This is a genomic window from Desulfospira joergensenii DSM 10085, assembly GCF_000420085.1.
GTDB lineage: Bacteria > Desulfobacterota > Desulfobacteria > Desulfobacterales > Desulfobacteraceae > Desulfospira > Desulfospira joergensenii.
Map to the genome: position 1 here is coordinate 367,089 of NZ_ATUG01000003.1, position 24,784 is coordinate 391,872.

The following is a 24,784-nucleotide window of genomic DNA, read 5'->3' on the forward strand; positions in this document are numbered from 1 at the left end:
CCATAAACCCTTGTCTCTTGGAGATCAATCCCGGACAGAATGACCGAACCCGAACATAAAAATCCGTCCCTGACCCGGTTTCGCAGATTTCAGAAATCCATCATGGAAAGAATGCTCTGGCCCCATTCACTGGAACAGAACAGCCTGATCCGGTGGCGGGCCTTTATCCTTTCCTCGGTTCTCATCGCAGGTCTTTTTCTGGGCTTTTTTGCTCTGGTGGCCGCAGGTGTCATGATTGTAAAGGAAAATGCCTGGGGCCTGGCCGCAGTTGACCTGTCGGGACTGATGATCTGTCTTGCCTTTTTGTTTGTCCGGGGGATCTCCTTTGAGATCCGATCAACCGTCACCCTCCTGACCTTCTACCTCATCGGCATAAGCGTTGTTCTGACGGTGGGGCCTTTGAGCGGCGGACCGGCCTGGCTCTTTGCATTTGCCGTTCTTGCCGGTGTGCTCATGGGAAACCGGGCCGCTCTGGTTGCTATTCTGATGAATGCCCTTTTTTTGTCTGTTACGGGTTTTTTCGTCTCCACCGGGAAGCTGGGAGCCGGTTTTCCCTTTTTTAAATCTTCCCAGATCATGATCGCCGCAGGGGTCAACTTCATTGTCTTGAATGCCATTGCCGCGGTGTCGGTTTCCGCCCTGGTAAAGGGACTCTTCCTCTTGATAGAGGAACAGGAAAATCTGACCCGGGATCTGCTCCGGGAGCGGCGCCAGATGATGGAAATTCAAAAGAAACTCGAATCCGAAGTCCGGGAGCGCAAGCAGGCGGAAAAGGAACTTTACCAGGCCAGGAAAATGGAATCCATTGGAACCCTTGCCGGCGGGATTGCCCATGATTTCAACAATCTTCTCTATATGATCCTGGGAAATACGGAGCTGGCCCTGACCGATCTTGGAAACCCCGGAAGGGTTGAGAAGAATCTCAATCAGGTCAAGGAAGCCGGTCTCAGGGCCGCCGATATTGTAAAACAATTGCTTAATTTCAGCAGCAAGAACGACCAGGCTTTCAAGCCGGTCCATGCGGTTAAACTGCTCCGGGGATCCCTTAAATTCCTTCGGTCCACCATTCCCAGCAACATCGAAATAAAGGCAGTGCTTCCGGAAAAGGAAACCGTCATCCTGGCCGATGAGGTTCAGATCAATCAGGTAATGATGAATCTGTGCATCAATTCGGCCCAGGCCATGGAAGAGACCGGGGGGCGGCTGGAGGTCAAGGCTTTGGTAACCCGGATAGAAAGGTCCCTGCCCGGTTTTGAATCCTCCCCTCCACCCGGACCCTATTTTAAAATCACGGTATCTGATACCGGTCCGGGAATTCGGGAAGAGTTTCTGGAAAAGATATTTGATCCCTATTTTACGACCAAGGAGCTTGGAAAAGGGTCGGGCATGGGTCTTGCGGTGGTCCACGGGATTATCAAGAATCACAAGGGCCTCATCCGGGTGGAAAGCCGGATGAACCAGGGAACTCTTTTTAAGATCCTTCTGCCCATGACCGATCTTTTACCCGAACCTGAACCGGTTCCTGAAACCGGGGTTCACCGGGGCAAAGAAAAAATTCTATTCATTGATGATGAACAGATGATCCTCAATATGGCCAGAAAAACCCTGGAACATCTGGGATATGATGTGGAAACCCGCATCAACCCCCTTGAAGCCCTGGAAGAGTTCAGATCCCGGCCGGAAGAATTTGATCTGGTGATCAGCGATATGACCATGCCGAGGATGACCGGAGACCAACTGGCCGCGGCCCTGCTGGAAATCCGGAAAGATCTCCCCATTATCATCTGCTCGGGGCACAGCAACCGGATGGACAAACATCGGGCAGAAGAGCTGGGAATCGCTAGATATCTGTTAAAACCGGTATCCATGTCCGATTATTCAAAGGCCATCCGGGAGGTCCTTGGGGCCGAGCCGGACCAGAACCCGCTCTGATTGTTGTAAGGGCAGCCGGTAGGCGTCTGTCCGGATGATAAACCGGTTTTCAAGATCCGGGGTGATCTCGTCCAGGGCCTGACTGCCCTTCATGGCGTAAATGATGCCCCCGGGCCTGAGAAAAGGCCGGGCCAGACCGACAAATTTTTCAAGATGGGCAAATCCCCTTGAAATCACCATATCGTACTTCCCTGCATGTTCCGGATCATGGTGAAGATCTTCCGCCCTGGAATGAAGGGCCTGGATTTTTTCAAGACCCAGGGTCCGGATCGTATGCCTGAGAAAGTTGATTTTTTTCCGGGAGGCATCCACCAGGGAAAATTCCAGGGCCGGACAGAGAATTTTCAGGGGAATCCCGGGAAATCCCCCGCCTGTCCCCATGTCCAGTATCCTCTTTCCGGGACCCAAAAACCGGTAAATTGCAAGGGCGTCAATAAAATGTTTTTCAGCCATGTCCAGGGGACCGGTGATGGCCGTGAGGTTGATTTTTTTATTCCAGAGGGTCAGCTCCCGGGCGTGGGCCGAGATCAGGGAAATCTGGTGATCCGTAAGATCAAGGTTGATATCCCGGATCCCCTGTTCCAGATGTTTTTCAAACTCCAGGATATGGTTGTCCATGTTTTTGGGGGTCATCTTTTTTATAATTTTCCAAGCAGGAGACTGGTTTCATTGAAAAAGGCGCCGGCCACACATGCGGTGAGCAGACAGGAAAAGGTGGCGGCGATCAGGGCTTTGACAGCCACGCTGGAGATGTCCGTGGTTCGTTTCGGCGTCAGGGCCGACACCCCGCCCACAAAAATAGCCATGGAGGCCACGTGGGCAAAGCCGCAGAGAGCATAGGCCGTAACCACGGCCGACCGGGGGTGAATCAGCCGGTTTTCGGCCAGGACCAGGGCCAGATCTTTATAGGAGGCCACTTCCGTCAAGACGATTCTTTCTCCGATGATCCCGGATATGATGCCGGCATCCTCAAAAGGAACCCCGATGATCAGGGTCAGGGGATAAAAGAGGGCTCCCAGGATCTGCTTGAGAGAGAGGTTTATTTCTGCTCCGGTCCACTGACCCAGGACATCTCCGATCATTCCCAGGAAGAGATCTGCAAGGGCCACCAGTCCCAGTACGGCGATCAAAAGGGCCACGATGCTGAAAATTACCTTGAGACCGGTAGAGGCCCCGTTGATAACGGCCTCAAAAAGATTGGCCTCTTTTTCATAGTGGATGTCCACGTTTTTTCCCAGGGTGGCGGGAATCCCGGTCTCCGGCATCAGGATCTTGGCCGTCACAAGGGCTGCAGGAGCGGAAAGAAAAGAAGCCGAAATCAGGTGGCCGGCTATGGAGGGGAACTCCTGGCGGAGGGTGAATACATAAAGGGCCAGAACATTGGAGGCCACCGTGGACATTCCTGCGGTGAGAACCGTGCCCAGTTCCGACCGGGTCATCTTCTCCAGATGGGGCTTCACAACCAGGGCCGATTCCACCCCCACAAATATATTGCCTGCCGTACAAAGGGCCTCGGCACCGGACACCTTCATCAGCCGGGTGAACAGCCTGGCAAACAACCGGATCACAAAGGGCAGAACCGGATAATAGTAAAGGACCGCCACCAGGGCTGAAAAAAAGATAATGGTGGGGAACCCCTGAAAGGCCAGAATAAACCCTAGAGATCCCTTTTCTCCGGGAGGGAGGGCAAGGGGGCCGAAGACAAAGAGGGTTCCGTGGGATGCGGTCTCAAGAATCTTTACCGCAAAATCGTTGACCCCCTGGAACAGGGTCACCCCGGCCGGCACCAGAAAGAGAAAGGCGGCAAAGCTGAGTTGGATAGCCAGTCCCCAGACCACCACCTGCCAGTTCAGAGGGGTGGTGTTCCCAAAAACGAATCTTGAAACGGCCCAGAGGATAAAGAGAAGGATAAAGATGCCGGAAAAACTGACTAGGTTATAGATATCCATCTTTTGATGCTCCCGTCATAATAGAGGCGTTAACCGCCAAAACCCGGAATTGGGTATTGGGGGGGGATTTACCAGCGTGTGGAAAGCTTTACTATTACATCCCTTCCGGTCTTTTTCTCAAATTCTGTTTCCGCCTCCCTGGCTTTTGCGTAGGACGGATAATTTCCGGTCCTGACAAAATACCATTTTCTGGCGCCCTCGGGAGCAATGGTCATGAGCCGGCTGGGTATCCCGGACCGGCCCAGCTCGTTCTGCATGTCCCGGGCATTTTCCAGGATCCTGAAGGCTCCGACCTGGAGTTCATACACCTTTTTTTTCCCGGTGGACGGATCTATCCCGTCGTTTGCCTTGCCCTTGCTTGTTCCGTCCCTGTCCCGGGGACCGGTTCCGGTCTTCTTATTTTCGGACCCGTTTGTAGTGACGATGTTTTCCAGGGTGGAATCAAATTTTAATTCGGCCAGCTTGTTTCTGGCATAGGTCTGGTCCGGATGAAGGGATATTGCCTTTTCATAGATTTCCTTTGCCTGAACCGGCTGGTTCATCTTCGCTAAAAGGTCCCCCTTGAGACAGAGAGCCGGATAAAGATCCGGCATGATCTCCAGGGTTCTTTTGATGTCGTTCAGGCTTTTTTGGTTTTCCTTGAGCTCGGCCCAGCAGATGGCCCGGTTGAAATAGGTAAAATAGGAGTTGGGGGCCTGCTGGATTTCCTTATCATAATTTTCAATGGCCTTGCGGTACTCTTTTTGATAGTACCAGGCCACCCCCAGGTTGGAGTAGAGCCCTTTTAAATCCGGTTGAATTTCAATGGTCTTCAGGAAATCCTGAATAGCCAGGTCGTAAAGGTTCTGCTTCATATAGGCCACCCCCCGGTTCTTATAGGCATCGGCTGCCCTGGGGGAAATTTCAATTAAAGAGGTAAAGGCCTTGACCGCTTCCGGATATTTTTCCTGTTTTAAAAAAAGAACTCCCCTGTCAAACCACTCTTTTTCAGACAGGTCCGGAGCGGATGCCTTCCCGGCCTCTTCCCGGGCATGGACGAATCCGGCAGGGGGATGCACCGCGATAAACAGCAGAAAAACGGCCCATATGAGATGTTTTTTCAAGCGTATGCTCCAGATAAGTTTTACGAACTCATAAAGTTAGTAGATATGGAAGGCAAATTCAATAAAAATCAACATTTCGAATAAAATATTGACAAATTATGTTTCATGGTGTATACGTTCGTGTTTCATAAGCTAAGTTTAACCTGGATTCAATTTTAATAAAATCGTAATCATAATTTAGCAAATTTAATATAAAGCAATGCCTTTGGCAATTTTTGCCGTTTTATTGTTGCAGATAAGTTTACATTTTTATTCACGAGGATGATGCAAAAATGATCAGAGATTTAGAAAGGGTAAGAAACATAGGGATCAGCGCCCATATCGATTCCGGAAAAACCACTCTGACCGAAAGAGTTCTGTTCTACACGGACAGGATTCACCAGATCCATGAGGTCAGGGGAAAAGACGGAGCCGGTGCAGTGATGGACTCCATGGAACTTGAAAAGGAAAGGGGCATCACCATTGCCTCCGCCGCCACCCATTGTGAGTGGAGCAACCATGGAATCAATATCATCGACACCCCGGGCCATGTGGATTTCACCGTTGAGGTGGAACGCTCCCTCAGGGTCCTTGACGGGGTTGTCCTGATCCTCTGTTCGGTATCCGGGGTCCAGTCCCAGTCCATTACCGTGGACCAGCAGATGAAAAGATACAAGGTCCCCTGTATTGCCTTTATCAATAAATGCGACCGGTCCGGCGCCAACCCGGTCAAGGTCAGCACCCAGCTTCGGGATAAACTGGGGCATAACTCAGTGATGATGCAGCTTCCCATCGGACTTGAAGACAAGCACGAGGGTGTGGTGGATCTGGTGACCATGAAGGCCTATTATTTTGAGGGCGAAAACGGGGAGAAGATGGTTGAAAAAGAGATCCCCGAAGAGATGCTCGAAGAGGCCGAGACTGCAAGGGAAGAAATGGTGGACGCGGTTTCCCTGTTTTCCGAAGAACTGACCGACGCCATTCTTGAAGAGAAGGAACTTTCCGAAGACTTGATCCGCTCCGCTGTTCGAACCGGGACCATTTCCAGGGAAATGACCCCTGTCTTTCTGGGGTCCGCCTATAAAAACAAGGCGGTCCAGCCCCTGCTCAATGCTGTTTTGCATTACCTGCCCTCTCCCCTGGATATTGAAAATGAAGCCATTGACCTGGACAACAACGAAGAAAGCGTCATCCTTGAAAGTGTGTTTGACAAGCCCACGGTTGCCCTGGCGTTTAAACTGGAGGACGGCCAGTACGGACAGCTCACCTATATCCGGGTCTATCAGGGTTGCATCAACAAGGGAGATACCCTGATCAATTCCAGGGACGGGAAAAAGGTCAAGGCAGGGCGCCTGATCCGCATGCACTCCTCCCAGATGGAAGATGTAGACTCCATTCCGGCCGGCCATATCGGCGCCATGTTCGGCATTGACTGTGCCTCAGGCGACACCTTTGTTTCGCCCCAGATCAATTACTCCATGCTGGCCATGCATGTCATGGACCCGGTAATTTCCCTTTCCATCGTGCCCAAGGACAACAAGGCCCAGATCAATATGTCCAAGGCCCTGAACCGGTTCACCAAGGAAGATCCCACTTTTAAAACCTATGTGGATCATGAAACCGGGGATACCATTATCCAGGGGATGGGGGAACTCCACCTTGAAGTCTATGTGGAGCGGATGAAACGGGAGTACGGCGCAGAGGTGGAAACCGGTCAGCCCCGGGTGGCCTATCGGGAGACCATTACCCAGAAGGCCCTTTACAACTATACCCACAAGAAACAGACCGGCGGTGCCGGCCAGTTCGGAAGGGTATCCGGTTTTCTTGAGCCCTGCGAAGAAGAATTCGAATTTGTCAACAAAGTCACCGGAGGAAGGATTCCCACCCAGTATATACCGGCCTGTGAAAAAGGGTTTGTCGCCTGTCTTGAAAAAGGCCCTAAACTTGAGTTTCCGGTTACCGGTATCAAGGTTACCCTTGAAGACGGTGCATACCACGCCGTGGACTCTTCGGAAATGGCGTTTCAGGCGGCAGCCAGGGGAGCCTTTCTGGAGGCCTATGCCAAGGCCCGACCGGTCATCAAAGAGCCCATCATGAAGGTGGTCATTGAAACCCCCAATGAATTTCAGGGGGCCTGCATGGGATTGATCAACCAGAGAAGGGGTATCATCCAGGGGTCCCAGGAAGAAGGGGTTATGTCCGTGGTCGAATCCCAGGTTCCCCTGTCGGAGATGTTCGGATTTTCAACCATCCTGCGCTCCGCTACCCAGGGCAAGGCCCAGTTCACAATGGAATTCTCCACTTACAAGCAGGTTCCCCAGTCCGTTGCCGAGGACATTGTAAAAAAGAAACAAGAAGAAAAAGCAGAAAAAAAATAATTATCCAAAGAGAGGAAACATGCTAAAAAAAGACCTCATTCTCAGAAGTCCGGTGGAAAAAACCATTGGCAGTGAGAATATCACGAATGCCCGGTTCGGTGCGGTCCTGTCCAGGGCGGGCGTTGGGAAAACAAGTTTTCTGGTTCAGGTTGCCCTCACCCAGCTCTTAAAGGATCAAAAAATTCTTCATGTCAGCCTGGATGACTCCATAGAAAAAATCAACCTGAGATATGAAGAAGGATATACCAATCTTGTGGACAGCATCGGATATGTGGATCCCCAGAAGGCCAAACGGCTCTGGGATGACATCAATCCCTGCAAGGTGGGCATCAGCTATACCGAAACCACCTTTGATACCGACAAGATCAAGGATTATCTGAAAAGTTTTAAAAAGGCGGACATGGAGTTTCCTTCCATCATGGTTCTGGACGGCTTGAATTTCGACCAGGACAATTCAGCCATACTGGAGTCCCTGAGTGACCTGAACAAAGAGTTTTCCATTTCCATCTGGTTTGCCATGCAGAGCCACCGGGAAGAGGCCCTCAATAAAGACGGATTTCCCATTCAGCTGGCCGTTCACAATGAACTTTTTGATAAGGCGATGTTCCTGAACCCGGTTGACAATAAAATCGAAGCCCTTGTTCTCAAGGACGGAGACAGGGCCAATGTCAAGCATCTTCTGAATCCGGCCACCATGATGGTTGAGAATGGATAATTAATATAAAAGAGGAGCACCTCGGGCCAGCTCCTTGACCCAAGAAGACCCTTCAGGCAGAGAAATTCGGGAAAACCCGGTTTCTCTGCCTTTTTTATGCCCATTCCCGGATAAAATTCAAAATGGCCTGAAACACCCGGTTTGAATCCTTTCCGTTGAGGATGCCGTGGCGGTCATAATCAAATAAATAGTACTCCTTGAAAGGAGATCCGATGAGTTGGAACAATTTGCCTGTTCCCCGTGTGGAGACCACCGGATCCTTTCTGGACTGGGCAACCAGGACCGGTTTTTCCAGGGTTTTCAGCTTGGGCTCCAGCTGAACCATAAGTTTTTCAAGCTGGCGGATCCCGGCAATGGGATTTCTTTTGTAGTTGATCCGCGGGTTTTCAGGGTTGTTGCTGATAAATTCCTTGGCAATGGCCCCAAGTTTCATTTTCCGGATCATGGAGTTCCAGGTGTCAATGGCAGGTACGAAATAGGCTCCCAGGTCGTTGAGGCGCATGGGCGGGGCCACGGCAAAAACCGCCTGAAAATCCTCCACCCGGGTAGCCAGCTCAAGGGCAAGTCCCGCTCCGGTCGAGAATCCGCCGATAAAGGTCTGGGTGCAGGTGTGGCGAAGGGCCACATAGGCCTCTTCTGCAGATTCCATCCATTGTTCATAGGTGGTGCGGGCCAGGTCTTCCGGAGATGTGCCGTGGCCCCTGAGCCGGGGAGCAAATACGGTAAATCCGTTTTCATGGAGGAACTGGGCAAACTGCTTCATTTCCTCGGGAGCGGCCATATAGCCGTGGATGAGCAGAATTCCGGGTCTTTCTTTTCCATGACCGTCCGGTTGCCCCCCTGCCCGGTCTTCCCGCATATCCATAAACAGGGGCCTTCCGATTCTCTTTTTTTTGGACTCCCCTTCCATGAAGTGATCTGCATAATCCCGGGTAAAATCCTCCTGGATTTTTGCCCTTATCCCATGGCCCACGGCCTCCATGATTTCCGGGCCGGACTTTCTGGCGATTGTTTTCAGGAAATCTTCCACCTCCCCCACCGGTTCCACCTCATTGGCCATGACCAGGATGGGATTTTCCGACCGGATGGAATGGAAATTGGAAGCCTGGAAAAACCGGGCCTGGTTCTTGATCATTCGAATCCCGTCTTTTTGAATCACGCCTGTTGCCAGGGCCAGGTCAAGGAACTCGGATATTTTTTTAAACCGGTCATCGGTGAGAAGATGGATCTGGTTAAGGTTCAAGTGATCCGAAAAATGGCAGACTTTTTTTTGCCGGAGCCCTGCAATGGCATAATAGACCTTGGCCTTGAACTCGTAGACGTCAAACCCGTTTTCCCGGTATGGAAGATGTTTGAGAATGCAGGCCATCACATGGTCATGGTTCAGGGTGATCATGGAGTATACCGAGGACATATAATTTTCCATGATACCCAGGGAGAGCCTTCTGAGCAGCTGCCGGGCATGGATGTCCCTGGAAAAGTGAATCCGTCTCCTGGCGGAAAGCATGCTTTCAAGGTAAAAATGACGTAAATAAGGGGTCATGGTGATGGGGGGACCGAAGCGGATGGTGATATCGACCCCGGCAAAAAGAACTCCCCCTTCGGTCATGATTTCGTCCATTACTCTCTTGGAGGGTGTCTTCATGAGCAATCCGGCCAGGGAAGCCAGGATGTTTTCCCTGGGCCGTGCCGGATAATAGGTAATGTTCACGGGAACGATATAGGTTGATCCCTTCAATACCCTGTCCATATCAGTAATATTGAGTTGTTTGGCCAGACGTTCAAATTCGGAAACCTTCATGGCCTGGAGACGGCGCAGCCGTTCCCGGAAAAACTCGCACCTCAGGGCGGCGACAGCGGGTCCGGTATGGGGGCGGGAAACATGGATATCGTCTTTGAGATAAAATTGGTTCTTTTTAATCAGTTTCTTGTTTTTGACCAGCATCCCCTCGGGAAAGATAATCCACTGCCCATCCCCGGGCAAGAGGGTCTTCAGGATTAAATCATCCCGGTGGGGGTCCCCTGTGGAAACCGCACCGAACCGGGTCATGAGGGCTTCCAGTAAAGGCAGCTCAAACAGGTCCTTGGCTGCCAGGGACCAGACATCTTTCTGGGTAATCGAGTGGATGTGAAAGGGGAGAAATATGGTTTCAATCCGGGTAAAATGATTGGCACAGAAGATCACGGAACCGTCGGGAATGTTTTCCTTCCCCTCAATCCGGATCCGGGCCTTTGAAAAACCGGAAAGGGCCTTAAGGGTGTAACTGGACAGCTCAAAAACAACAGGGTTCATGGTCCGGGTCCTTAAAAGAAGATTGTGAATTCGACCGGTTTATTATATATATAGGGGGCATTGGTCTTGATCCTATTCGTTGGGATCATTGTACTGAATAAGCCTTTTTTTTGTCAAAGAGATTTTCAGGAGAGCCTGTAAAGGGGCTTTGGAGGATAAACATTGTACTCAAAAATCGTTATCTTAAATTTCCCGTCCGAGGTGGCCCAGAAGGCCCTGGTCTGCCAGCTGACCAAGAAGTATGACCTCATGTTCAATATTCTCAGGGCGGATATTTCCAATAAAAGGGAAGGATTCATGGTCCTGGAAATCTCCTCCCCTGCAAAGGCGGATTTTAAAAAAGGGGTGGAATTTCTCAAGACCCATGGGGTCAGTATATCCCATCCGGAACATCAGATCTTTAAAGACGAAGAGATCTGCACCCATTGCGGGGCATGTACGGCGGTCTGTCCCACCGAGGCTCTTTATATCCAAAGGCCGGAAATGGAGGTGATCTTTGATAAGAAAAAATGTTCGGTCTGTGAGCTCTGCATTCTCACCTGCCCCACCCGGGCCATGGGATTGTTCAGTAAAACCGGGGAAGAAGTTTCTTGATGAAATCCCCTGTAGTGGCCGTGGCATTGAGCGGCGGCATTGATTCCCTGGTATCTGGTTTCCTCATAAAAAAAAAGTTCAAAGATCTGTTCGGCATCCATTTTTCCATTGGGTATGAAAAGGAATCCCTTGACCTTTCCCGGCTGGAAAAGCAATTGGATTTCAAGATCATCCGGGTGGATCTCAAGAAAGTGTTTGAACAGGAGGTGGTCGACTATTTCATCTCCACCTATCTTAGGGGACAGACCCCCAATCCCTGTCTGATATGCAATGAAAGAATCAAATTTGGAGCCCTTGCCGCCGAAGCCAGGAAGCTTGGCGCCGACCTTATGGCCACGGGTCACTATGCCCGGGTGGTCAACCCGGTTTCCTTTCCAGATAAAGGAATCGTCCGGCCCCGGCTGGAAAAAGGGGCGGACAGGAACAAAGATCAATCTTATTTTCTGGCCAGGCTCAGTGCCGGCCAATTGGAGAACATCCTCTTTCCCCTGGCGGAATTTACCAAACTCGAAGTCCGGCAGATCGCCCTGGAAAACGATCTTGAGCCCGTGAACAAAGAGGAGAGCCAGGATATCTGTTTTATCCAGGAAGACAATTTTTCCCAATTTATTTTACGCAAGACCGGAATCGAACCGGTGCCGGGGGAGATTAAAGAGAAAAGCGGACGGGTGATCGGCACTCACAACGGTCTCCATACCTTTACCATCGGCCAGAGACGGGGAATCAACTGCCCCGGACCGGAACCTTTTTATGTGAAACGGATTGATCCGGCAACCAATACCCTCCATGTCTGCTATAAAAAGGATCTTACCCAGAAAGAGATGGAGGTTACCGACATCCTTTGGCATCCCATGGAGCCCCTAGTGCCCGGAAAAGAGTTTGTCCTCAAGACAAAAATCCGGTATGCCCATAGGGAGTGCCTTTCCCGGCTCAAGATCCATGGAAAAAGTCAGGGGGGGGCTGTTTCAGGCAGGGTGATTTTTGATGAACCCCAGGGGGCAATCACTCCGGGACAGGCCGCCGTATTTTATGAAGGAGAACAGATCCTGGGAAGCGGGATTATCCAATGAAAAAATTCTATATTGAAACCCTGGGATGCAAGGTCAACCAGTATGAATCCGACGGCATTGCCTCCTGTCTGGTTAAAAAGGGCTGGGTCCGGACGAATAAGGATCAGCCGGCGGACCTCTGCATTATCAATACCTGTGCAGTCACGTCCAGGGCCGGAATGCAGTCCCGCCAGGCCATCCGGAGAATCATCCGGGAAAATCCCGAAACCCGCATCATTGTCACGGGATGTCATGCCCAGACCGATCCGGATCTGGTCCACAAAATCGAGGGGGTTCACCAGGTGGTCTGTCACCGGGACAAGACCGGGATTCCGGATCTTGCCTCGGACCTGATCCGGAAGTCAGACCCGGAAAAAGAGGATTCCACTCTGGCCTTTAAACCGGTCGACCACACACCGGCCAATCAATTTATCTCCTTTCCCGAGGTGGTCCAGGGCAGTATGACCCGGGCCTACCTGAAGATCCAGGACGGATGCAATGCCTTTTGTACCTATTGTATTGTTCCCTATGCCCGGGGATCCTCCGTGAGCATGCCGGAGCAGGAGGTGTTCCGCCATCTGGAACTGCTTGGTGATGCCGGGTTCAGGGAGGTTATCCTCACCGGAATCCACACGGGCATGTACGGCCGGGACTTACGCCCCGGGATTTCCCTTTCCGATCTGGTTGAGAAAATTGACCGGCTCAGGCCCGTTGAAAGAGTCCGGCTCAGCTCCATTGAACCCATGGAGATGGATGACAGGCTCATTGACTGCGCCGGAGACGGCCGGGTTCTCTGTGATCATTTTCATATTCCCCTCCAGTCCGGGGATGACGATATTTTAAAAAAGATGAAGCGGCCCTATACCTCCGGCCACTTCAGCCGGGTGATCCGCAGGATTCATTCCAAACTGCCCTTTGCCGGCATCGGAGCAGACATCCTCATCGGGTTTCCCTCTGAAACCGATGAACAATTTACAAACACCTTTCGCCTTATCAAGGACCTGCCCATATCCTATCTCCACATCTTTCCCTTTTCTCCCAGAAAGGGCACGCCTGCCTATGATTTTGAAAATCCGGTGGATCCCGAGGTGATCAAAGAACGGTGCCGGCTCATGCGGGCCCTGGACAGAAAAAAGAGAGAGGCCTTTATCCGGGACAATATGGGAAGGCGTCTCAAGGGACTGGTTCAGCACAAAGAGGACAGGCAGTCCGGGCGGCTCAAGGCGGTGACTTCCAATTACCTCACCGTATCTCTTGATCCGGCCCTGGCAGATAAAAATCAAGCTCTTAAGGGGAAAATGGTTGATCTTGTTCTTGAACGATGTGATAAAGAGTTTAACCTGTTTGGAAGAATAACCCCCTAGTACTCTATTTCCTGGGAGAGATCTGATTATGGAAGATGTATACAAAAGACTGGCACGTCATCTGGACAATACCCCCGGCGGGTTTCCCGAAACCGAATCCGGTGTGGAACTCAGAATCCTGAAACGGCTCTTCACCCCCCAGGAGGCTGAACTCGACCTCTCCCTGATCATGATGCCGGAACCTGCCGCATCCATTGCGGACCGGGCCGGTAAAGATATAGACCTTATCGAACCCATGCTCAAGGAGATGGGGGAAAAGGGGCTGATCATTCATATGAGCCGGGGCGGCAATGATCTGTATATGCTGGCCCAGTTTGTGGTGGGAATCTGGGAGTATCAGGTGAACCGCCTGACCCGGGAACTTGTGGATGATTTCAACGAGTATGTTCCCTATCTCATGAAGGATATTGAAAAACAGAAAACCCAGCAGCTGAGAGTGATCCCGGTGGAAAAATCCATCAACACGGAACTCAACGTCATGGACCATGAGCGGGTGGGGAACCTGATCCGGACCCAGTCCAAAATCCTGGTGGCCCCCTGCATCTGCAGAAGGGAACATAAGATGGTAGGCAAGGACTGCGGCAAGATGGAGGAGGCCTGTCTGATTTTCGGCGGCGGGGCCTATCTTTATGAAAGCCGGGGCATCGGCAGAACCATTTCCCAGGAGGAGGCCCTGGAAATCCTCCACAAAGGGGTCAAACAGGGCCTGGTGCCCCAACCCTCCAATACCAAGGATCCCATCAATATCTGCCTCTGCTGCGACTGCTGCTGCCAGATCCTAAGCAATATCAAAAAGACCGAAGCCCCGGCCAAAATTGTAAACACCAATTTCCAGGCCCAGGTAGATCCGGACAATTGTACGGCATGCTCTGCCTGCGAGGATATCTGTCCCATGGATGCGATCTCCATCGATGTCTCGGCCGCCGTGGACAGCGACAGGTGTATCGGGTGCGGTCTGTGCGTGACCGTCTGCGAGTTTGATGCTGTGGCCCTCAGGGACAGGGAAGATACGGAAAGGTGGGAACCTCCCCAGACCATTGTGGACACCTACATGAAAATTGCCGGGGAAAAGGGCCTGCTTTAGAATCCGCGTTCCTTCCGGATTCTCTCATAGGCTTCTTGGATTTCCACAAATTTGTCATTGGCAAATTTGATGAACTCCTCAGGCAGTCCCTTGGCCTCGATCTTGTCCGGATGATACTCGTTTGCCAGGGTCCTGTACTGTTTTTTGACCTCTTCATCGGATGCGGATTCATCGATCTTCAGGGCGGCGTAGTCCTGGTTGGTCTTTTTCACGTATTTTGACCGGAACCGCCGGGCATCTGAATCCGCATAGTTAAAGATCCTGAAGGCCGCCTGAATCATGGCATCTTCCTGGGGGGATATGTTTCCGTCCGCCGCAGACACCCTGAACAATACATCCAGCATGAGTTCAATAATGTTGGGCTGGGAGCTGAAAACCGAATAGAACTGGCGGGCAAAGGCGTCAAAGGGTTCCGGAGAATTTACCGCCTGCCTGAATATGTTCTTGGCCGTTTCCTGGCTTTCCGGATCCAGCTGAAGATCCTGTCTCATGAAGGTCTCCACGGCCTGAATCTCCTTTGGGGTTACTGCCCCGTCTGCCTTGCACACCTTGGCAAGCATGGAAAAGGCTGCCGTGAAAAAGACAAGCTGAGCCTCTTCATTGGAAGAAAGGGAGGTTCTCCGGCCGCCCCCGGGAATGGAGGCCAGGTATTCATCCTCTTTTTTGTCTACAAAGGTATGGCCGAAGGCCGCTCCTGCCACAGCCCCAATGGGACCGCCCAGGGCAAACCCGATGGTTCCGCCGATCATTTTTCCAAACCAGCTCATGAAGTTCCTTTATTCTTTTCTTTTGAATTGGCGTTTCGCCGTTTCATCCGTTTGTTTGCATTTTTAACCCACAATGGGGTATATATAAACTTAAAAACGATCACAGGTCAAACTTAAACTGGTTAGGGGCGGATCCATGGCAGCAAAAAAAATTATTGGTACGATTCTTCTCATTCTGAACACAGCCGGACTGGGATTCGTGGTCTACATGACCTGTATGGTCCTGGTCGAACGATTCTCTCCCACTGAAAATTCCGAAGAGCTCTCATTGCCGGAAGATCCCAAGGGAAAAAAGCCCCTGATCATAGAAGAGGATATTCCCGAGGATGACGACCTTCTCAAGGACATGGATTTGTCCGACCTGGATGACCTGAACCTGGACGATTTCGACTGATTTTCAGTTTTTTCTCATCCAGGGTTTTTTCTTCTTTATTTTTTCCTGGACCGGTGCACAGAGGCTTTCAATGCTTCCTTCGCCCAGAAGCTCTTCCACTTCCCTGAAAAAAGAGGGCTCGGACCGGGTCATATACTCCTCCGAGAGTTGCACCAGTACCGGAGGCTGGTCTTCATCTGTATGAATTTTCAGACAGGAGGAACACTCTCCCGGATATCTTTCAATGATGGGTTTGAGTTTTTCCAGGGCATTGGATTCGTCCCGGGCCGCGTCCAAACGGATCAAGACCCGGCTGGTCCACTCCTGGTCTGCCAGTTCCACTGGAACGATTTTTTCGGCCAGCAGCTTGACCATGTTTTCGGTTTTCTGAACTTCGGCTTCCAGGATAACGATGGCCTCTTCTGCCAGCAGGGTATGGGTTTTGGCGTAGACTTTGGGAAATACCACCACCTCGGTGCTGGCGTACTGGTCCTCAATGGCGCAGAAGGCCATCATATCCCCTTTTTTGGTCTTATGGAGCTTGGATACCTTCATGGTTCCGCCCATGCGGACCATCTTTTCATCTCGGCTATCCTGGAGGGAGACAGAGTTCACACTGGCAAATTTCCGGATAATGTCCATGTACTTATCCATGGGATGGCCGGTGATGTAGAACCCAAGGGCCTCTTTTTCCAGTTCGAGAAGCTGGTTGTCCTCCCATTCTTCGATATCCGGGAGTTTGGGAATGCTGACCGGAACGGCCACGCCCAGGTCTGAATCCCCAAACAGATCGAGCTGGGCGTCTGCTTTTTCCCGTTGAATCCTGTTTCCATGCTCCAATACTTCTTCCAGTACGGCCATCATCTGACTTCGCCTGGCTTCGGTGGAATCAAAGGCCCCGCATTTGATCAGGGCCTCCAAGACCTTCTTGTTGACCTTGGAGACATTGACCCGTTCACAGAAATCATAGATGCTTTCAAAGGGACCTTCCTTCTGTCTGGCTTCCACAATACACTCAATGGCCGCTTCCCCGATCCCTTTGACCGCGGCCAGGCCGAACCGGATAGATCCCTGGGAAACCGTGAAATGGGCATCGCTTTTATTGACGTCCGGGGGCAGGACTTTGATATCGTGGGACCGGCACTCATCCATGTACTTCATGACCGCATCGGAGTTGCCCCGCTCACTGGTCATGAGGGCCGCAATAAACTCCAGAGTAAAATTGGCCTTAAGATAAGCGGTCTGATAGGCGATGAGGGCATAGGCAGCGGAATGGGACTTGTTAAATCCGTACCCGCCGAATTTCTCCATGAGGTTGAAAAGCTCTTCTGCCTTTTGGGGATCGTGGCCGTTTTTTTCAGCCCCTTCAAGGAAAAGCCTCCGGTGTTTTTCCATGAGATCCAGCTTTTTCTTTCCCATGGCTTTCCTGAGGCCGTCTGCATCGGCCATGGAGTAGCTTGCCAGAACCCCGGCAATCTTCATGACCTGTTCCTGGTAGAGGATGACTCCGTAGGTCTCATTCAGAACCGGTTCCAATTCCTCAAAGAGATAAACCACCTCTTCCCGGCCATGCTTTCTTTCCACGTAGGAATCGGCCATGCCAGAGTCAAGGGGGCCGGGCCGGTACAGGGCCACCAGGGCAACGATATCGGAGAATGCTGCCGGCTTGAGCCTGGATATCAGGTCTTTCATTCCCGAACTTTCAAGCTGGAACACTCCGGTGGTATCGGCGTTCTGAAGAAGCGCAAAAGCCTTTTCGTCTTCGTAATCCAGATTCAGGAGATCCGGGGCCTCTTTGCCCTGTTTCTCAATGAGCTCAATGCAGTTCTTGATGACGGTAAGGTTCCGAAGTCCCAGGAAATCAAACTTTACCAGCCCCAGTTTTTCCACGTAATTCATGTCGAACTGGGTAATGGTCTCCCCTTCTTTTCCCCTGAACAAAGGCAGATATTCGTTCAAGGGTTTGTCTGCCACCACTACGCCGGCGGCGTGGGTGGAAGCGTGCCTGGGCAGTCCCTCCAGAAGCAGGGCAATCTCCAGCATCTGGGTCTTTTCCGGGGATTCACCACATTTTTCCCGGATGGCCGGGACTTCCTCAATGGCCTTGGTCAGGTTTTTGGCATTGTCCGGGATCATCTTGGCGATCTCGTCCACTTCCGAGAGGAGAACCCCCAGGGCCCGGCCCACATCCCGGATTACGGCCTTGGCCTTAAGCTTTCCAAAGGTAATGATCTGGCAGACGTATTCAGGTCCCCCGTACCGCTCAATGGTATACTTATATACCCTGTCCCGTCCCTCAATGCAGAAATCCACGTCAATATCGGGCATGGATATCCGGGAAGGGTTGAGAAACCGCTCAAAGATCAGTCCGTGTTCAATGGGATCCAGGGCAGTGATATCCATGGCATAGGCAACCATGGAACCGGCGGCAGACCCCCTGCCCGGACCGACGGGCACACCGATTTCTCTGGATTTTGCAATGAAGTCGGCCACGATGAGAAAATACCCGGGAAACCCCATATCGAGAATAATTTTTATCTCATACTCGATCCGGTCCCTGTACTCTTTCTCATCGATGTCCGGATTTTTCTTCTTTATCCTGGCCAGCTTTTCTTCAAATCCGGCCATGGCCTTTTCCTTGAAGAGCTCGGCCTCGGATTCGTCCTGGGTCTGGGCATATCGCGGGAAATGATAGGTCTTATCATCAAATTCCACATTACATCTTGAAATGACCTCCCGGGTGTTTTCAATGGCACCTGGGAACTGGCCCAGGGAATCAATCATCTCCTGGGCGGATTTAAAATAAAGCTGATCTGAGTCGAATTTGAAACGGTTCTGGTTGGTAAAGGTATCTCCGGTCTGGATGCAGAGCAGGATCTCGTGGGCCTTGTGATCTCCCTTGGACAGGTAATGGCAGTCATTGGTGGCCACCATGGGGATGGAGAGTCTCTGGCTCAGATCCAGAATCCCCTGGTTCACCCTATGCTGGATCTCCATCCCGTTTTCCTGGATCTCCAGAAAAAAATTATCTTCCCCAAGGGTATCCAGGTAGAATTGAGCCGCCTGATCCGTCCGTTCCGTGTCATTGGCGATAATGGCCTTGGGAATGTCCCCCTTAAGGCAGGCAGACAGCCCGATGAGTCCCTTGGAATGGGCTGCCAAAAGCTCCCGGTCGATCCTGGGTTTGTAGTAGAATCCCTTGAGCTGGGCAATGGAGACCAGTTTACACAGGTTGGCGTACCCTTCCCGGTTCTTTGCCAGGAGCACCAGATGGCTCAGACCCTTGTTGTCCATCTGGGTCCGGTCATTAAGGGTCCTGGGGGCCACATAGACTTCACAGCCCAGCACGGGCTTGACCCCTTCCTTTCTGGCCTTTTCGTAAAAGGCGGCCGCCCCGAACATGGTGCCGTGGTCGGTCATGGACACGGCATCCATGCCGTATTCCCGGCACCTTTTGATCAGGGAATCCAGGCGGATGGCACCGTCCAGCAGGGAGAACTCCGTGTGGACGTGGAGGTGGTAAAATGGGGAAGATAATTGGTTCATAATCTGCGCTTAACTGCTTTCGACCCGGTAGTTGGGTGCCTCCTTGGTGATCACCACGTCATGAACATGGCTTTCCTTGAGGCCGGCCGCGCTGATTCTCACAAACCTGGCCTTCTCATGGAGTTCCTCAATATTGGCTGCCCCCAGATATCCCATACCGGCCTTGAGTCCCCCGATCATCTGGGTGATGTTTTCACGGATGGTTCCCCGGTAGGGAATCCGGCCCACAATACCTTCGGGAACCAGTTCTTCATTCTCCTCCGTGTCTTTCTGGTAGTACCGGTCGGAACTTCCCTTTTTCATAGCCTCAACAGATCCCATGCCCCGATAGGCCTTATAGGATCTGCCCTGGTAAATCACGATCTCTCCGGGGCTCTCACGGGTTCCGGCCAGAAGGCTTCCCAGCATGACGGAATCTGCACCGGCTCCCAGGGCCTTGGAGATATCTCCTGAGAACTTGATTCCTCCGTCTGCAATGATGGGGACGCCTGTGGCCTGGGATATCTTTTTACAGTTCCGGACAGCAGTCAGCTGGGGGACACCGACTCCGGCCACGATCCGGGTGGTGCAGATGGATCCCGGCCCGATCCCGATTTTGACGGCATCACTGCCGGCATCGATCAAATCCTTGGCTCCCTTTTCCGTGGCTACGTTTCCGGCAATGATCTGGCAATTCGGAAAGGCTGATTTTATCCTTTCCACCGCATCGATGACATTCTTGGAATGACCGTGGGAGGTGTCAATGACCAGGGCGTCCGCCCCGGCCCGCAAAAGAGATTCGACCCGTTCCATCATATCCGAACCCACACCAATGGCGGCCCCGGCCCGAAGGCGTCCCAGGTTGTCTTTGCAGGCATTGGGATATTTTTTGATCTTTTCAATATCTTTGATGGTAATCAGCCCCTTGAGTTTGCCCTCCTTGTCCACCACCAGAAGTTTCTCGATCCTGTGTTTGTGGAGCATGATCTTGGACTCTTCAAGAGTGCATTTTTCCGGGACCGTCACCAGGTTTTCACTGGTCATGACCTCCCGGGTAGGCTTATCTAATTGAGTCTCAAACCGAAGATCCCGGTTGGTTACAATGCCCACCAGTTTTTCGCCCTCGGTTACCGGGATTCCCGAAATCCTGTACTTGGCCATGATATTGAGAACTTCGGAGATGGATACATCCGGACGGACCGTAACCGGATCAACGATCATCCCGGATTCTGATTTCTTAACCCGGTCCACTTCAATGGTCTGCTCTTCGATGCTCAGGTTTCTGTGAATAAATCCCAGCCCCCCTGCCCTGGCCATGCTGATGGCGGTACGAGCCTCGGTAACCGTATCCATTGCTGCACTGACAATGGGGATATTCAGCTCCAGTTCCTTTGTCAAACGGGTTTTTGTACTGACTTCGTCGGGAAGGATTGCCGAATAATCCGGCACCAGAAGGACATCATCAAAAGAGAGTCCGTCATCGGGTAATATATTGGTCATAAAAAAGCCTCCAGAAGGGAAAATTGTTTATAAATACTATTAAGGCCGGCTCTTTAAAGATTTAAAACAGCCAGCCAGATTTGAATTTTTCATTCGCGTATTATAAACACGTACTCTTACCAAATTTAATCTTTTCTGGCAAGGTCAATTCCGGACAAACCCCGGCAAAAAATTTTCTATCTTTTGCGTCCGGTTGCGGTATTTTATCTCAAAAAAGGTCGATGAAGGGGGATTAAAACTGAGGAGAAGACCTGTCATAGCCCAGGGAAATCAGCCATTTTTCAGCATCTTCCGATGTTTTAAAAAGTCTAATTTTGTAACGGCTGATATCCTTGACTATATTTTCTATCTGCCATTTTTTGATCTGGGAGGTTCCGACCGCAAGGGCATGGTGGGTGTGGGTATTTGTCAGTTCAGTATTGAGCAGTTCGGAGAGGATTTCCTCGATTTCCGGTGTGCCCAGCTGCCATTCTTCCATATCATGGAGAACGGCCCAGGGCTTTTCCCGGTAACATTTTTGGACAATGCCCAAGGTATCCCTGGCAAACCTTTTTGAAACCCTTTCATCCCAGGATAAAAATGATTTCACGTAAAGAAGGTTGGCATAGGGTTTTAAAGTATAAAATTCACTTGTAACTTTCATCTATTCATCATGGGTTTGGCATTAATAATATAACCGATGGGGATAGGCAGAGCAAGAGCTCACCCTCGTTTGAGGGTCATAGTTTAATGATCCCTTCGATGAGGTGTTTGAGTTCCGGCAGTAAAAAGGGTTTGGCCAGAACGGCATCAAACCCGACATGTTCCAGAAGCCAAGGGGTACCGGACATGCCCACCACCGGGGTTTTAAGATTTTTCTGGATCTTCACATACTCAAGTACTTCCTGGCCGGATTTTCGCGGCATTTTCATGTCTGTAATGATCAGGTCATAGGAGATCCGGTTGATCTTTTCCATGGCCTTTTCCCCGTTTTCCGCAGTATCAACGGTATAGCCGAATCGGTCCAATACCATCTCCATCATATTTAGGATGGGGCGTTCGTCGTCCACAACTAAAATTCCACCGGCTTGAATGCCCATTGCAAGAGTCCGATAAATTTAACAATCATGGTATTTTCGTGAATGAAAAACCAGGTTCCTGAGTCAGGGAACCCGGTTGCTTTCTTTCTGGTGTCTGAGTGACTGCAACCCGGCTGTCTGATAGAAGACCCGTGGCTTTCCGTCCCTGCCTTGCGACAGGTTTGGCCCTAGTTATAAGGATACCATATATAAGAATTTATCATTATACAAGTTTTAATTAAATGAGATTAAAACCCATGTAAAACCCGATTGAGGATCCTGAATCAGGTCAAAAGATTCCAAGATTATAGACTCAGAAAAATTTTAAAATTGAAGGTAAAACCCTATGGAAAACAAATACTTTTCTCTTGGCGGAAAAGATGCCGCCGGTCTTTACCGGGATCCTTTGAATTTCAGAAAATGGGGGATAAAGAGGACTTCAGGATCATAGGAGAGTTTGGCCTGACGGAGCCCCTGTATGCCCAGATCCTGTTCTCTGTTGATATACCGGCATTTGTCCTTTAAAAACCTGGCGGTTTCCCAGTTGATGACCTGACCCGCTCCCTTGAAACCATGGTCTGATTTTTCAAATTGGATATCATAGGTAAAGGGATTCAGCCGGCTGAACATGCTGAAGGCGGCGATTTTATCTTGAACAAATATTACCAGACCTTCCATGTCGAGTTCCTCGAAATGATCCAGACACCTTTTAACGGCCCTGTATTCATTTTCAAGTTCCGTTGACGGCGGGTCCAGACGGTCCAGAAGGGTTCGGGCAAAACGGGCGATCTGATCAACATTATCGGCAGTTATGGGACGGATCTGATAATCGGGGTATCTCTTTTTAAACTGGGAGATCAGATTCTTTTTTTTATGAAGCTTTTCCCCTTTCAGGCTGTATAGTTTATGGGTCAGGTAAATGTACTCGGCATGGTCTCTGTTTTCCTGGATGGAATAGTACTTATCCACTTCAGGATAAAATTCGATATAATCCCTGCAGACCAGGCCGATGTCCGGACTCAGTCCCATTCTGAGCAGATAGGTGGACAGGGCAGCCAGTTCGTCGGGAGCCAGGTCTTCTCCCATGGGCATAAATGCCTGGTTGTGATCTGGATCAAATATAAGAACCCTGTCCTTGTAAAGACACCACAGGTGCTCATAGGTGTCGTTCCAGGAAAAGAGGTTGGAAAAATTATACTCGCAGGACATGGGAGAGTATTGATCCACATAGGATTGAATCAAGGCCTTGTCTGAGAGATCAAACCCTTTTCTAAAGGGATAATCAATGGTCTGTTCTGAATCACAGGCTATTTTGCTGCACCTGGTATGCATATTACGCTTCCTTCTGGGCAAATAGGCCCAAGTCTAATTTCAGAGGGATGTATCCCTCCAGTTTCCGGAACCCCAGTGGTTCATAAAATTCAAAGGTTCCCGGTTCGCCAACCAGTCCGATCCAGTCCACGCCCCTGTCCTGCAGGCCCCGGATCAGGGAGAGGATTATTTTTTTCCCGATCCCCCTGCCCCTGTGAGATTTTAATACGGTAACATCCTGAATATAGGCATCGCTGGTCTGGTCGGAAAGGGCCCGTCCCATGCCCACCATTTGGCCCTTCACAAAGGCACCGGCAAAAAGGGCTGAGCCCTTTACCAGGTCGTGAAAAAAATCCGGATCTGCCGGATCCTCCTCCCACCATCCAGCTCCCTTGTAGAGGCGGATGAGAATCTCCTTGGGGGCGGTCTGCAGGAATCGAATTTCAATATCCTTTACAGATTCCTTTTCCCTCATTACCGGGTTTTCTTTCCCGGGTTCCGTTGTTTCCAGAATTCCCCTGGCCTGGTCCGAGGAGACGATGACTCGTTTGGATTCAAAGGCCTTTGTAAGGGAGTCCACGGCCCGGTCAAATATCTGGTGGTCTCCGCAGGTGAAGATATCCACAGCAGCGTAATCGTGTTCCGGCCATGCATGAACGGTGAGATGGGATTCGGCAATGATGACCACTCCGCTGACGCCCTGGGGCGTAAACTCATGAAAAGAAGAGGATATGATGGTTGCCCCGCTCTCCCTGGCCGCCGTCAGCATGGCCTGTTCTACTTTATCCCGGCTGAATAGGACTTTTCTGTTGCAATCGTGGTATTCAACGGTAACCTGCCTGCCTAGGGCGCATGAATGATTCCTGGGGGTAATCTGAGGCAAACTTCTCCTTTCGAGCATATCAGTCTGTCCGGCCATGTCCTTGAAAAATAAATCTGTTTTTCCTTAGCCTTTTCCGTACCGGTACTTCTTACTTTTTCTATAAACATAAAGACAAACAGGCAGGTGTCAAATTTCTTTATGGAATTATAGAGATAAATGAACCCGTCTGAAATAGAGAAAAAATTTTCAGGGATCTGGTTTTAATAGACTTCCATCATGGCCTTGAACCGTTCCTGTTCAGTGGAGGACGGGAGGTTTTTTTGCTTGAGCAGATCCTGGATTTCCGGGGCATTAAACCGGATATAGGGATTGACCTTGAATTCGTCGTCCAGGGTTGAAACCACCTTTTCAGGATCATAGGACTTTAGATAAGCATCGATATGCGGATTTTCCTTTTCAATGATCCGGGCATATTTCATGGAATCCTCCACATAGTCATGGCCGGAATAGATCTTTGTCTTTGCCGGATAGGCGGTCAGTCTTTTTATGGAATGAAAAAAGGCATCCAGATCTCCTGAAAAACAATTGCCCACGGTACCGTTGAACAGGGTATCCCCGGTCACAAGAAAATCTCCTGCTGCAAAAGAGATACAATCAAGGGTATGTCCGGGGGTGGGAATTACTTCCACGGATTCGCCGGCCAGTTCAATAACCTGACCGGCTTTCAGTGTTTTGCAGTCCAGAAACTGGGCATTTGTTTTTTCCAGCATGGCCGGGTTGCCGCAGGTATGGTCCTGGTGAAGATGGGTATTGGTGACAAATTTTATTTTCAGTTGGTTTTCCCGGGCAAATTGATTCATGGGACCCACAGCCCCGGCATCAATGGCCAGGGCTTCCTGACCCGAAAAGACCAGGTATCCGAAATTATCCCGGGAATATTTAAATTGTTTGATTTCCATTTTACCTCTCTCCATTTAAGCATAACAG

Annotated in this window: 20 protein-coding genes and 1 riboswitch; of the genes, 8 read left to right on the forward strand and 12 right to left on the reverse strand. The window is 50.7% G+C overall.

The features are described 5' to 3' along the window. Window positions 1–39 precede the first annotated feature (39 nt). Window positions 40–1,932, forward strand: a complete 1,893-nt coding sequence (locus F608_RS33430; protein WP_022668653.1) for a response regulator — start codon at window positions 40–42, stop codon at window positions 1,930–1,932. On the opposite strand, the gene rsmG is transcribed toward F608_RS33430, so the two are convergent. The 3 genes from rsmG to F608_RS0125885 all read right to left on the reverse strand — a co-directional run bounded on the left by rsmG (window position 1,879) and on the right by F608_RS0125885 (window position 4,984). Beyond that, the gene (gene rsmG, locus F608_RS33435; protein ID WP_022668654.1) at window positions 1,879–2,565 is read right to left on the reverse strand and encodes a 16S rRNA (guanine(527)-N(7))-methyltransferase RsmG; all 687 of its coding nucleotides are present in this window, start codon (window positions 2,563–2,565) and stop codon (window positions 1,879–1,881) included. The genes F608_RS33430 and rsmG overlap by 54 nt on opposite strands. A gap of 5 nt (window positions 2,566–2,570) precedes the next feature. Continuing rightward, window positions 2,571–3,881 (reverse strand): NupC/NupG family nucleoside CNT transporter, encoded by a 1,311-nt coding sequence (locus tag F608_RS0125880; RefSeq protein ID WP_022668655.1) that lies wholly within the window; start codon window positions 3,879–3,881, stop codon window positions 2,571–2,573. Between the two features lie 68 nt (window positions 3,882–3,949). Continuing rightward, the gene (locus tag F608_RS0125885; protein ID WP_022668656.1) at window positions 3,950–4,984 is read right to left on the reverse strand and encodes an SPOR domain-containing protein; all 1,035 of its coding nucleotides are present in this window, start codon (window positions 4,982–4,984) and stop codon (window positions 3,950–3,952) included. A gap of 272 nt (window positions 4,985–5,256) precedes the next feature. Between F608_RS0125885 and fusA the strand changes: the two genes are divergently transcribed. Both fusA and F608_RS0125895 read left to right on the forward strand, forming a co-directional pair. Further along, window positions 5,257–7,341 carry an elongation factor G gene (gene fusA, locus F608_RS0125890; protein ID WP_022668657.1) on the forward strand — a complete coding sequence of 695 codons (2,085 nt, stop codon included), beginning with the start codon at window positions 5,257–5,259 and terminating at the stop codon, window positions 7,339–7,341. A gap of 19 nt (window positions 7,342–7,360) precedes the next feature. Continuing rightward, entirely contained in the window at window positions 7,361–8,056 is a 696-nt protein-coding gene (locus tag F608_RS0125895; protein WP_022668658.1) for a hypothetical protein, read from the forward strand. 94 nt (window positions 8,057–8,150) lie between these two features. Here F608_RS0125895 and F608_RS0125900 read toward each other — a convergent pair whose 3' ends face one another. Continuing rightward, window positions 8,151–10,349 (reverse strand): alpha/beta fold hydrolase, encoded by a 2,199-nt coding sequence (locus F608_RS0125900; protein WP_022668659.1) that lies wholly within the window; start codon window positions 10,347–10,349, stop codon window positions 8,151–8,153. A gap of 162 nt (window positions 10,350–10,511) precedes the next feature. On the opposite strand from F608_RS0125900, the gene F608_RS0125905 reads away from it, so the two are divergent. From F608_RS0125905 to F608_RS0125920, 4 genes are read left to right on the forward strand one after another with little or no spacing between them, the layout of a single operon-like run. Continuing rightward, window positions 10,512–10,943: an NIL domain-containing protein gene (locus F608_RS0125905; RefSeq protein ID WP_022668660.1), complete on the forward strand. Its 432-nt coding sequence runs from the start codon at window positions 10,512–10,514 to the stop codon at window positions 10,941–10,943. Beyond that, on the forward strand, window positions 10,943–12,013 hold the full coding sequence (gene mnmA, locus F608_RS0125910; RefSeq protein WP_022668661.1) for a tRNA 2-thiouridine(34) synthase MnmA: 1,071 nt from the start codon (window positions 10,943–10,945) through the stop codon (window positions 12,011–12,013). The genes F608_RS0125905 and mnmA overlap by 1 nt, the downstream gene beginning before the upstream one ends. Then, window positions 12,010–13,356 (forward strand): tRNA (N(6)-L-threonylcarbamoyladenosine(37)-C(2))-methylthiotransferase MtaB, encoded by a 1,347-nt coding sequence (gene mtaB, locus F608_RS0125915; protein ID WP_022668662.1) that lies wholly within the window; start codon window positions 12,010–12,012, stop codon window positions 13,354–13,356. Before mnmA ends, mtaB begins: the two co-directional genes overlap by 4 nt. A gap of 28 nt (window positions 13,357–13,384) precedes the next feature. Further along, entirely contained in the window at window positions 13,385–14,440 is a 1,056-nt protein-coding gene (locus tag F608_RS0125920) for a DUF362 domain-containing protein (protein ID WP_022668663.1), read from the forward strand. On the opposite strand, the gene djlA is transcribed toward F608_RS0125920, so the two are convergent. Next, window positions 14,437–15,207: a co-chaperone DjlA gene (gene djlA, locus F608_RS0125925; RefSeq protein WP_022668664.1), complete on the reverse strand. Its 771-nt coding sequence runs from the start codon at window positions 15,205–15,207 to the stop codon at window positions 14,437–14,439. The genes F608_RS0125920 and djlA overlap by 4 nt on opposite strands. Before the next feature lie 136 nt (window positions 15,208–15,343). Between djlA and F608_RS0125930 the strand changes: the two genes are divergently transcribed. Then, on the forward strand, window positions 15,344–15,601 hold the full coding sequence (locus F608_RS0125930) for a hypothetical protein (RefSeq protein WP_022668665.1): 258 nt from the start codon (window positions 15,344–15,346) through the stop codon (window positions 15,599–15,601). A 3-nt stretch (window positions 15,602–15,604) separates the two neighbouring features. On the opposite strand, the gene dnaE is transcribed toward F608_RS0125930, so the two are convergent. The 7 genes from dnaE to F608_RS0125970 all read right to left on the reverse strand — a co-directional run bounded on the left by dnaE (window position 15,605) and on the right by F608_RS0125970 (window position 24,756). Continuing rightward, on the reverse strand, window positions 15,605–19,126 hold the full coding sequence (gene dnaE, locus F608_RS0125935) for a DNA polymerase III subunit alpha (protein WP_022668666.1): 3,522 nt from the start codon (window positions 19,124–19,126) through the stop codon (window positions 15,605–15,607). 9 nt (window positions 19,127–19,135) lie between these two features. Then, complete coding sequence (guaB, locus tag F608_RS0125940) at window positions 19,136–20,605, reverse strand: IMP dehydrogenase (protein ID WP_022668667.1); 1,470 nt, start codon at window positions 20,603–20,605, stop codon at window positions 19,136–19,138. Window positions 20,606–20,837: 232 nt separating this feature from the next. After that, on the reverse strand, window positions 20,838–21,248 hold the full coding sequence (locus F608_RS0125945; protein ID WP_022668669.1) for a hypothetical protein: 411 nt from the start codon (window positions 21,246–21,248) through the stop codon (window positions 20,838–20,840). Between the two features lie 76 nt (window positions 21,249–21,324). Next, window positions 21,325–21,684: a response regulator gene (locus F608_RS0125950; RefSeq protein WP_022668670.1), complete on the reverse strand. Its 360-nt coding sequence runs from the start codon at window positions 21,682–21,684 to the stop codon at window positions 21,325–21,327. Between the two features lie 100 nt (window positions 21,685–21,784). Next, a riboswitch (cyclic di-GMP riboswitch) is annotated at window positions 21,785–21,860 on the reverse strand. Window positions 21,861–22,056: 196 nt separating this feature from the next. Then, a complete protein-coding gene (locus F608_RS33440) occupies window positions 22,057–22,995 on the reverse strand; it encodes a DUF2156 domain-containing protein (RefSeq protein ID WP_022668671.1) in 939 nt (312 codons plus the stop codon). A 1-nt stretch (window position 22,996) separates the two neighbouring features. After that, entirely contained in the window at window positions 22,997–23,857 is an 861-nt protein-coding gene (gene speD / locus F608_RS37020; protein WP_244154342.1) for an adenosylmethionine decarboxylase, read from the reverse strand. 200 nt (window positions 23,858–24,057) lie between these two features. Continuing rightward, entirely contained in the window at window positions 24,058–24,756 is a 699-nt protein-coding gene (locus F608_RS0125970) for a hydroxyacylglutathione hydrolase family protein (RefSeq protein ID WP_022668672.1), read from the reverse strand. Window positions 24,757–24,784: the final 28 nt, after the last annotated feature.

Excerpts from the sequence above, each read along its gene's own strand:
- F608_RS0125950 (WP_022668670.1), bottom strand. The coding sequence starts at position 21,684 with ATGGGCATTCAAGCCGGTGGAATTTTAGTTGTGGACGACGAACGCCCC.
- F608_RS33440 (WP_022668671.1), bottom strand. The coding sequence starts at position 22,995 with ATGCATACCAGGTGCAGCAAAATAGCCTGTGATTCAGAACAGACCATT.
- F608_RS0125895 (WP_022668658.1), top strand. The coding sequence starts at position 7,361 with ATGCTAAAAAAAGACCTCATTCTCAGAAGTCCGGTGGAAAAAACCATT.
- rsmG (WP_022668654.1), bottom strand. The coding sequence starts at position 2,565 with ATGACCCCCAAAAACATGGACAACCATATCCTGGAGTTTGAAAAACAT.
- F608_RS0125880 (WP_022668655.1), bottom strand. The coding sequence starts at position 3,881 with ATGGATATCTATAACCTAGTCAGTTTTTCCGGCATCTTTATCCTTCTC.
- djlA (WP_022668664.1), bottom strand. The coding sequence starts at position 15,207 with ATGAGCTGGTTTGGAAAAATGATCGGCGGAACCATCGGGTTTGCCCTG.
- F608_RS0125920 (WP_022668663.1), top strand. The coding sequence starts at position 13,385 with ATGGAAGATGTATACAAAAGACTGGCACGTCATCTGGACAATACCCCC.
- mtaB (WP_022668662.1), top strand. The coding sequence starts at position 12,010 with ATGAAAAAATTCTATATTGAAACCCTGGGATGCAAGGTCAACCAGTAT.
- F608_RS33430 (WP_022668653.1), top strand. The coding sequence starts at position 40 with ATGACCGAACCCGAACATAAAAATCCGTCCCTGACCCGGTTTCGCAGA.
- fusA (WP_022668657.1), top strand. The coding sequence starts at position 5,257 with ATGATCAGAGATTTAGAAAGGGTAAGAAACATAGGGATCAGCGCCCAT.
- F608_RS0125930 (WP_022668665.1), top strand. The coding sequence starts at position 15,344 with ATGGCAGCAAAAAAAATTATTGGTACGATTCTTCTCATTCTGAACACA.
- dnaE (WP_022668666.1), bottom strand. The coding sequence starts at position 19,126 with ATGAACCAATTATCTTCCCCATTTTACCACCTCCACGTCCACACGGAG.
- guaB (WP_022668667.1), bottom strand. The coding sequence starts at position 20,605 with ATGACCAATATATTACCCGATGACGGACTCTCTTTTGATGATGTCCTT.
- F608_RS0125900 (WP_022668659.1), bottom strand. The coding sequence starts at position 10,349 with ATGAACCCTGTTGTTTTTGAGCTGTCCAGTTACACCCTTAAGGCCCTT.
- mnmA (WP_022668661.1), top strand. The coding sequence starts at position 10,943 with ATGAAATCCCCTGTAGTGGCCGTGGCATTGAGCGGCGGCATTGATTCC.
- F608_RS0125970 (WP_022668672.1), bottom strand. The coding sequence starts at position 24,756 with ATGGAAATCAAACAATTTAAATATTCCCGGGATAATTTCGGATACCTG.
- F608_RS0125945 (WP_022668669.1), bottom strand. The coding sequence starts at position 21,248 with ATGAAAGTTACAAGTGAATTTTATACTTTAAAACCCTATGCCAACCTT.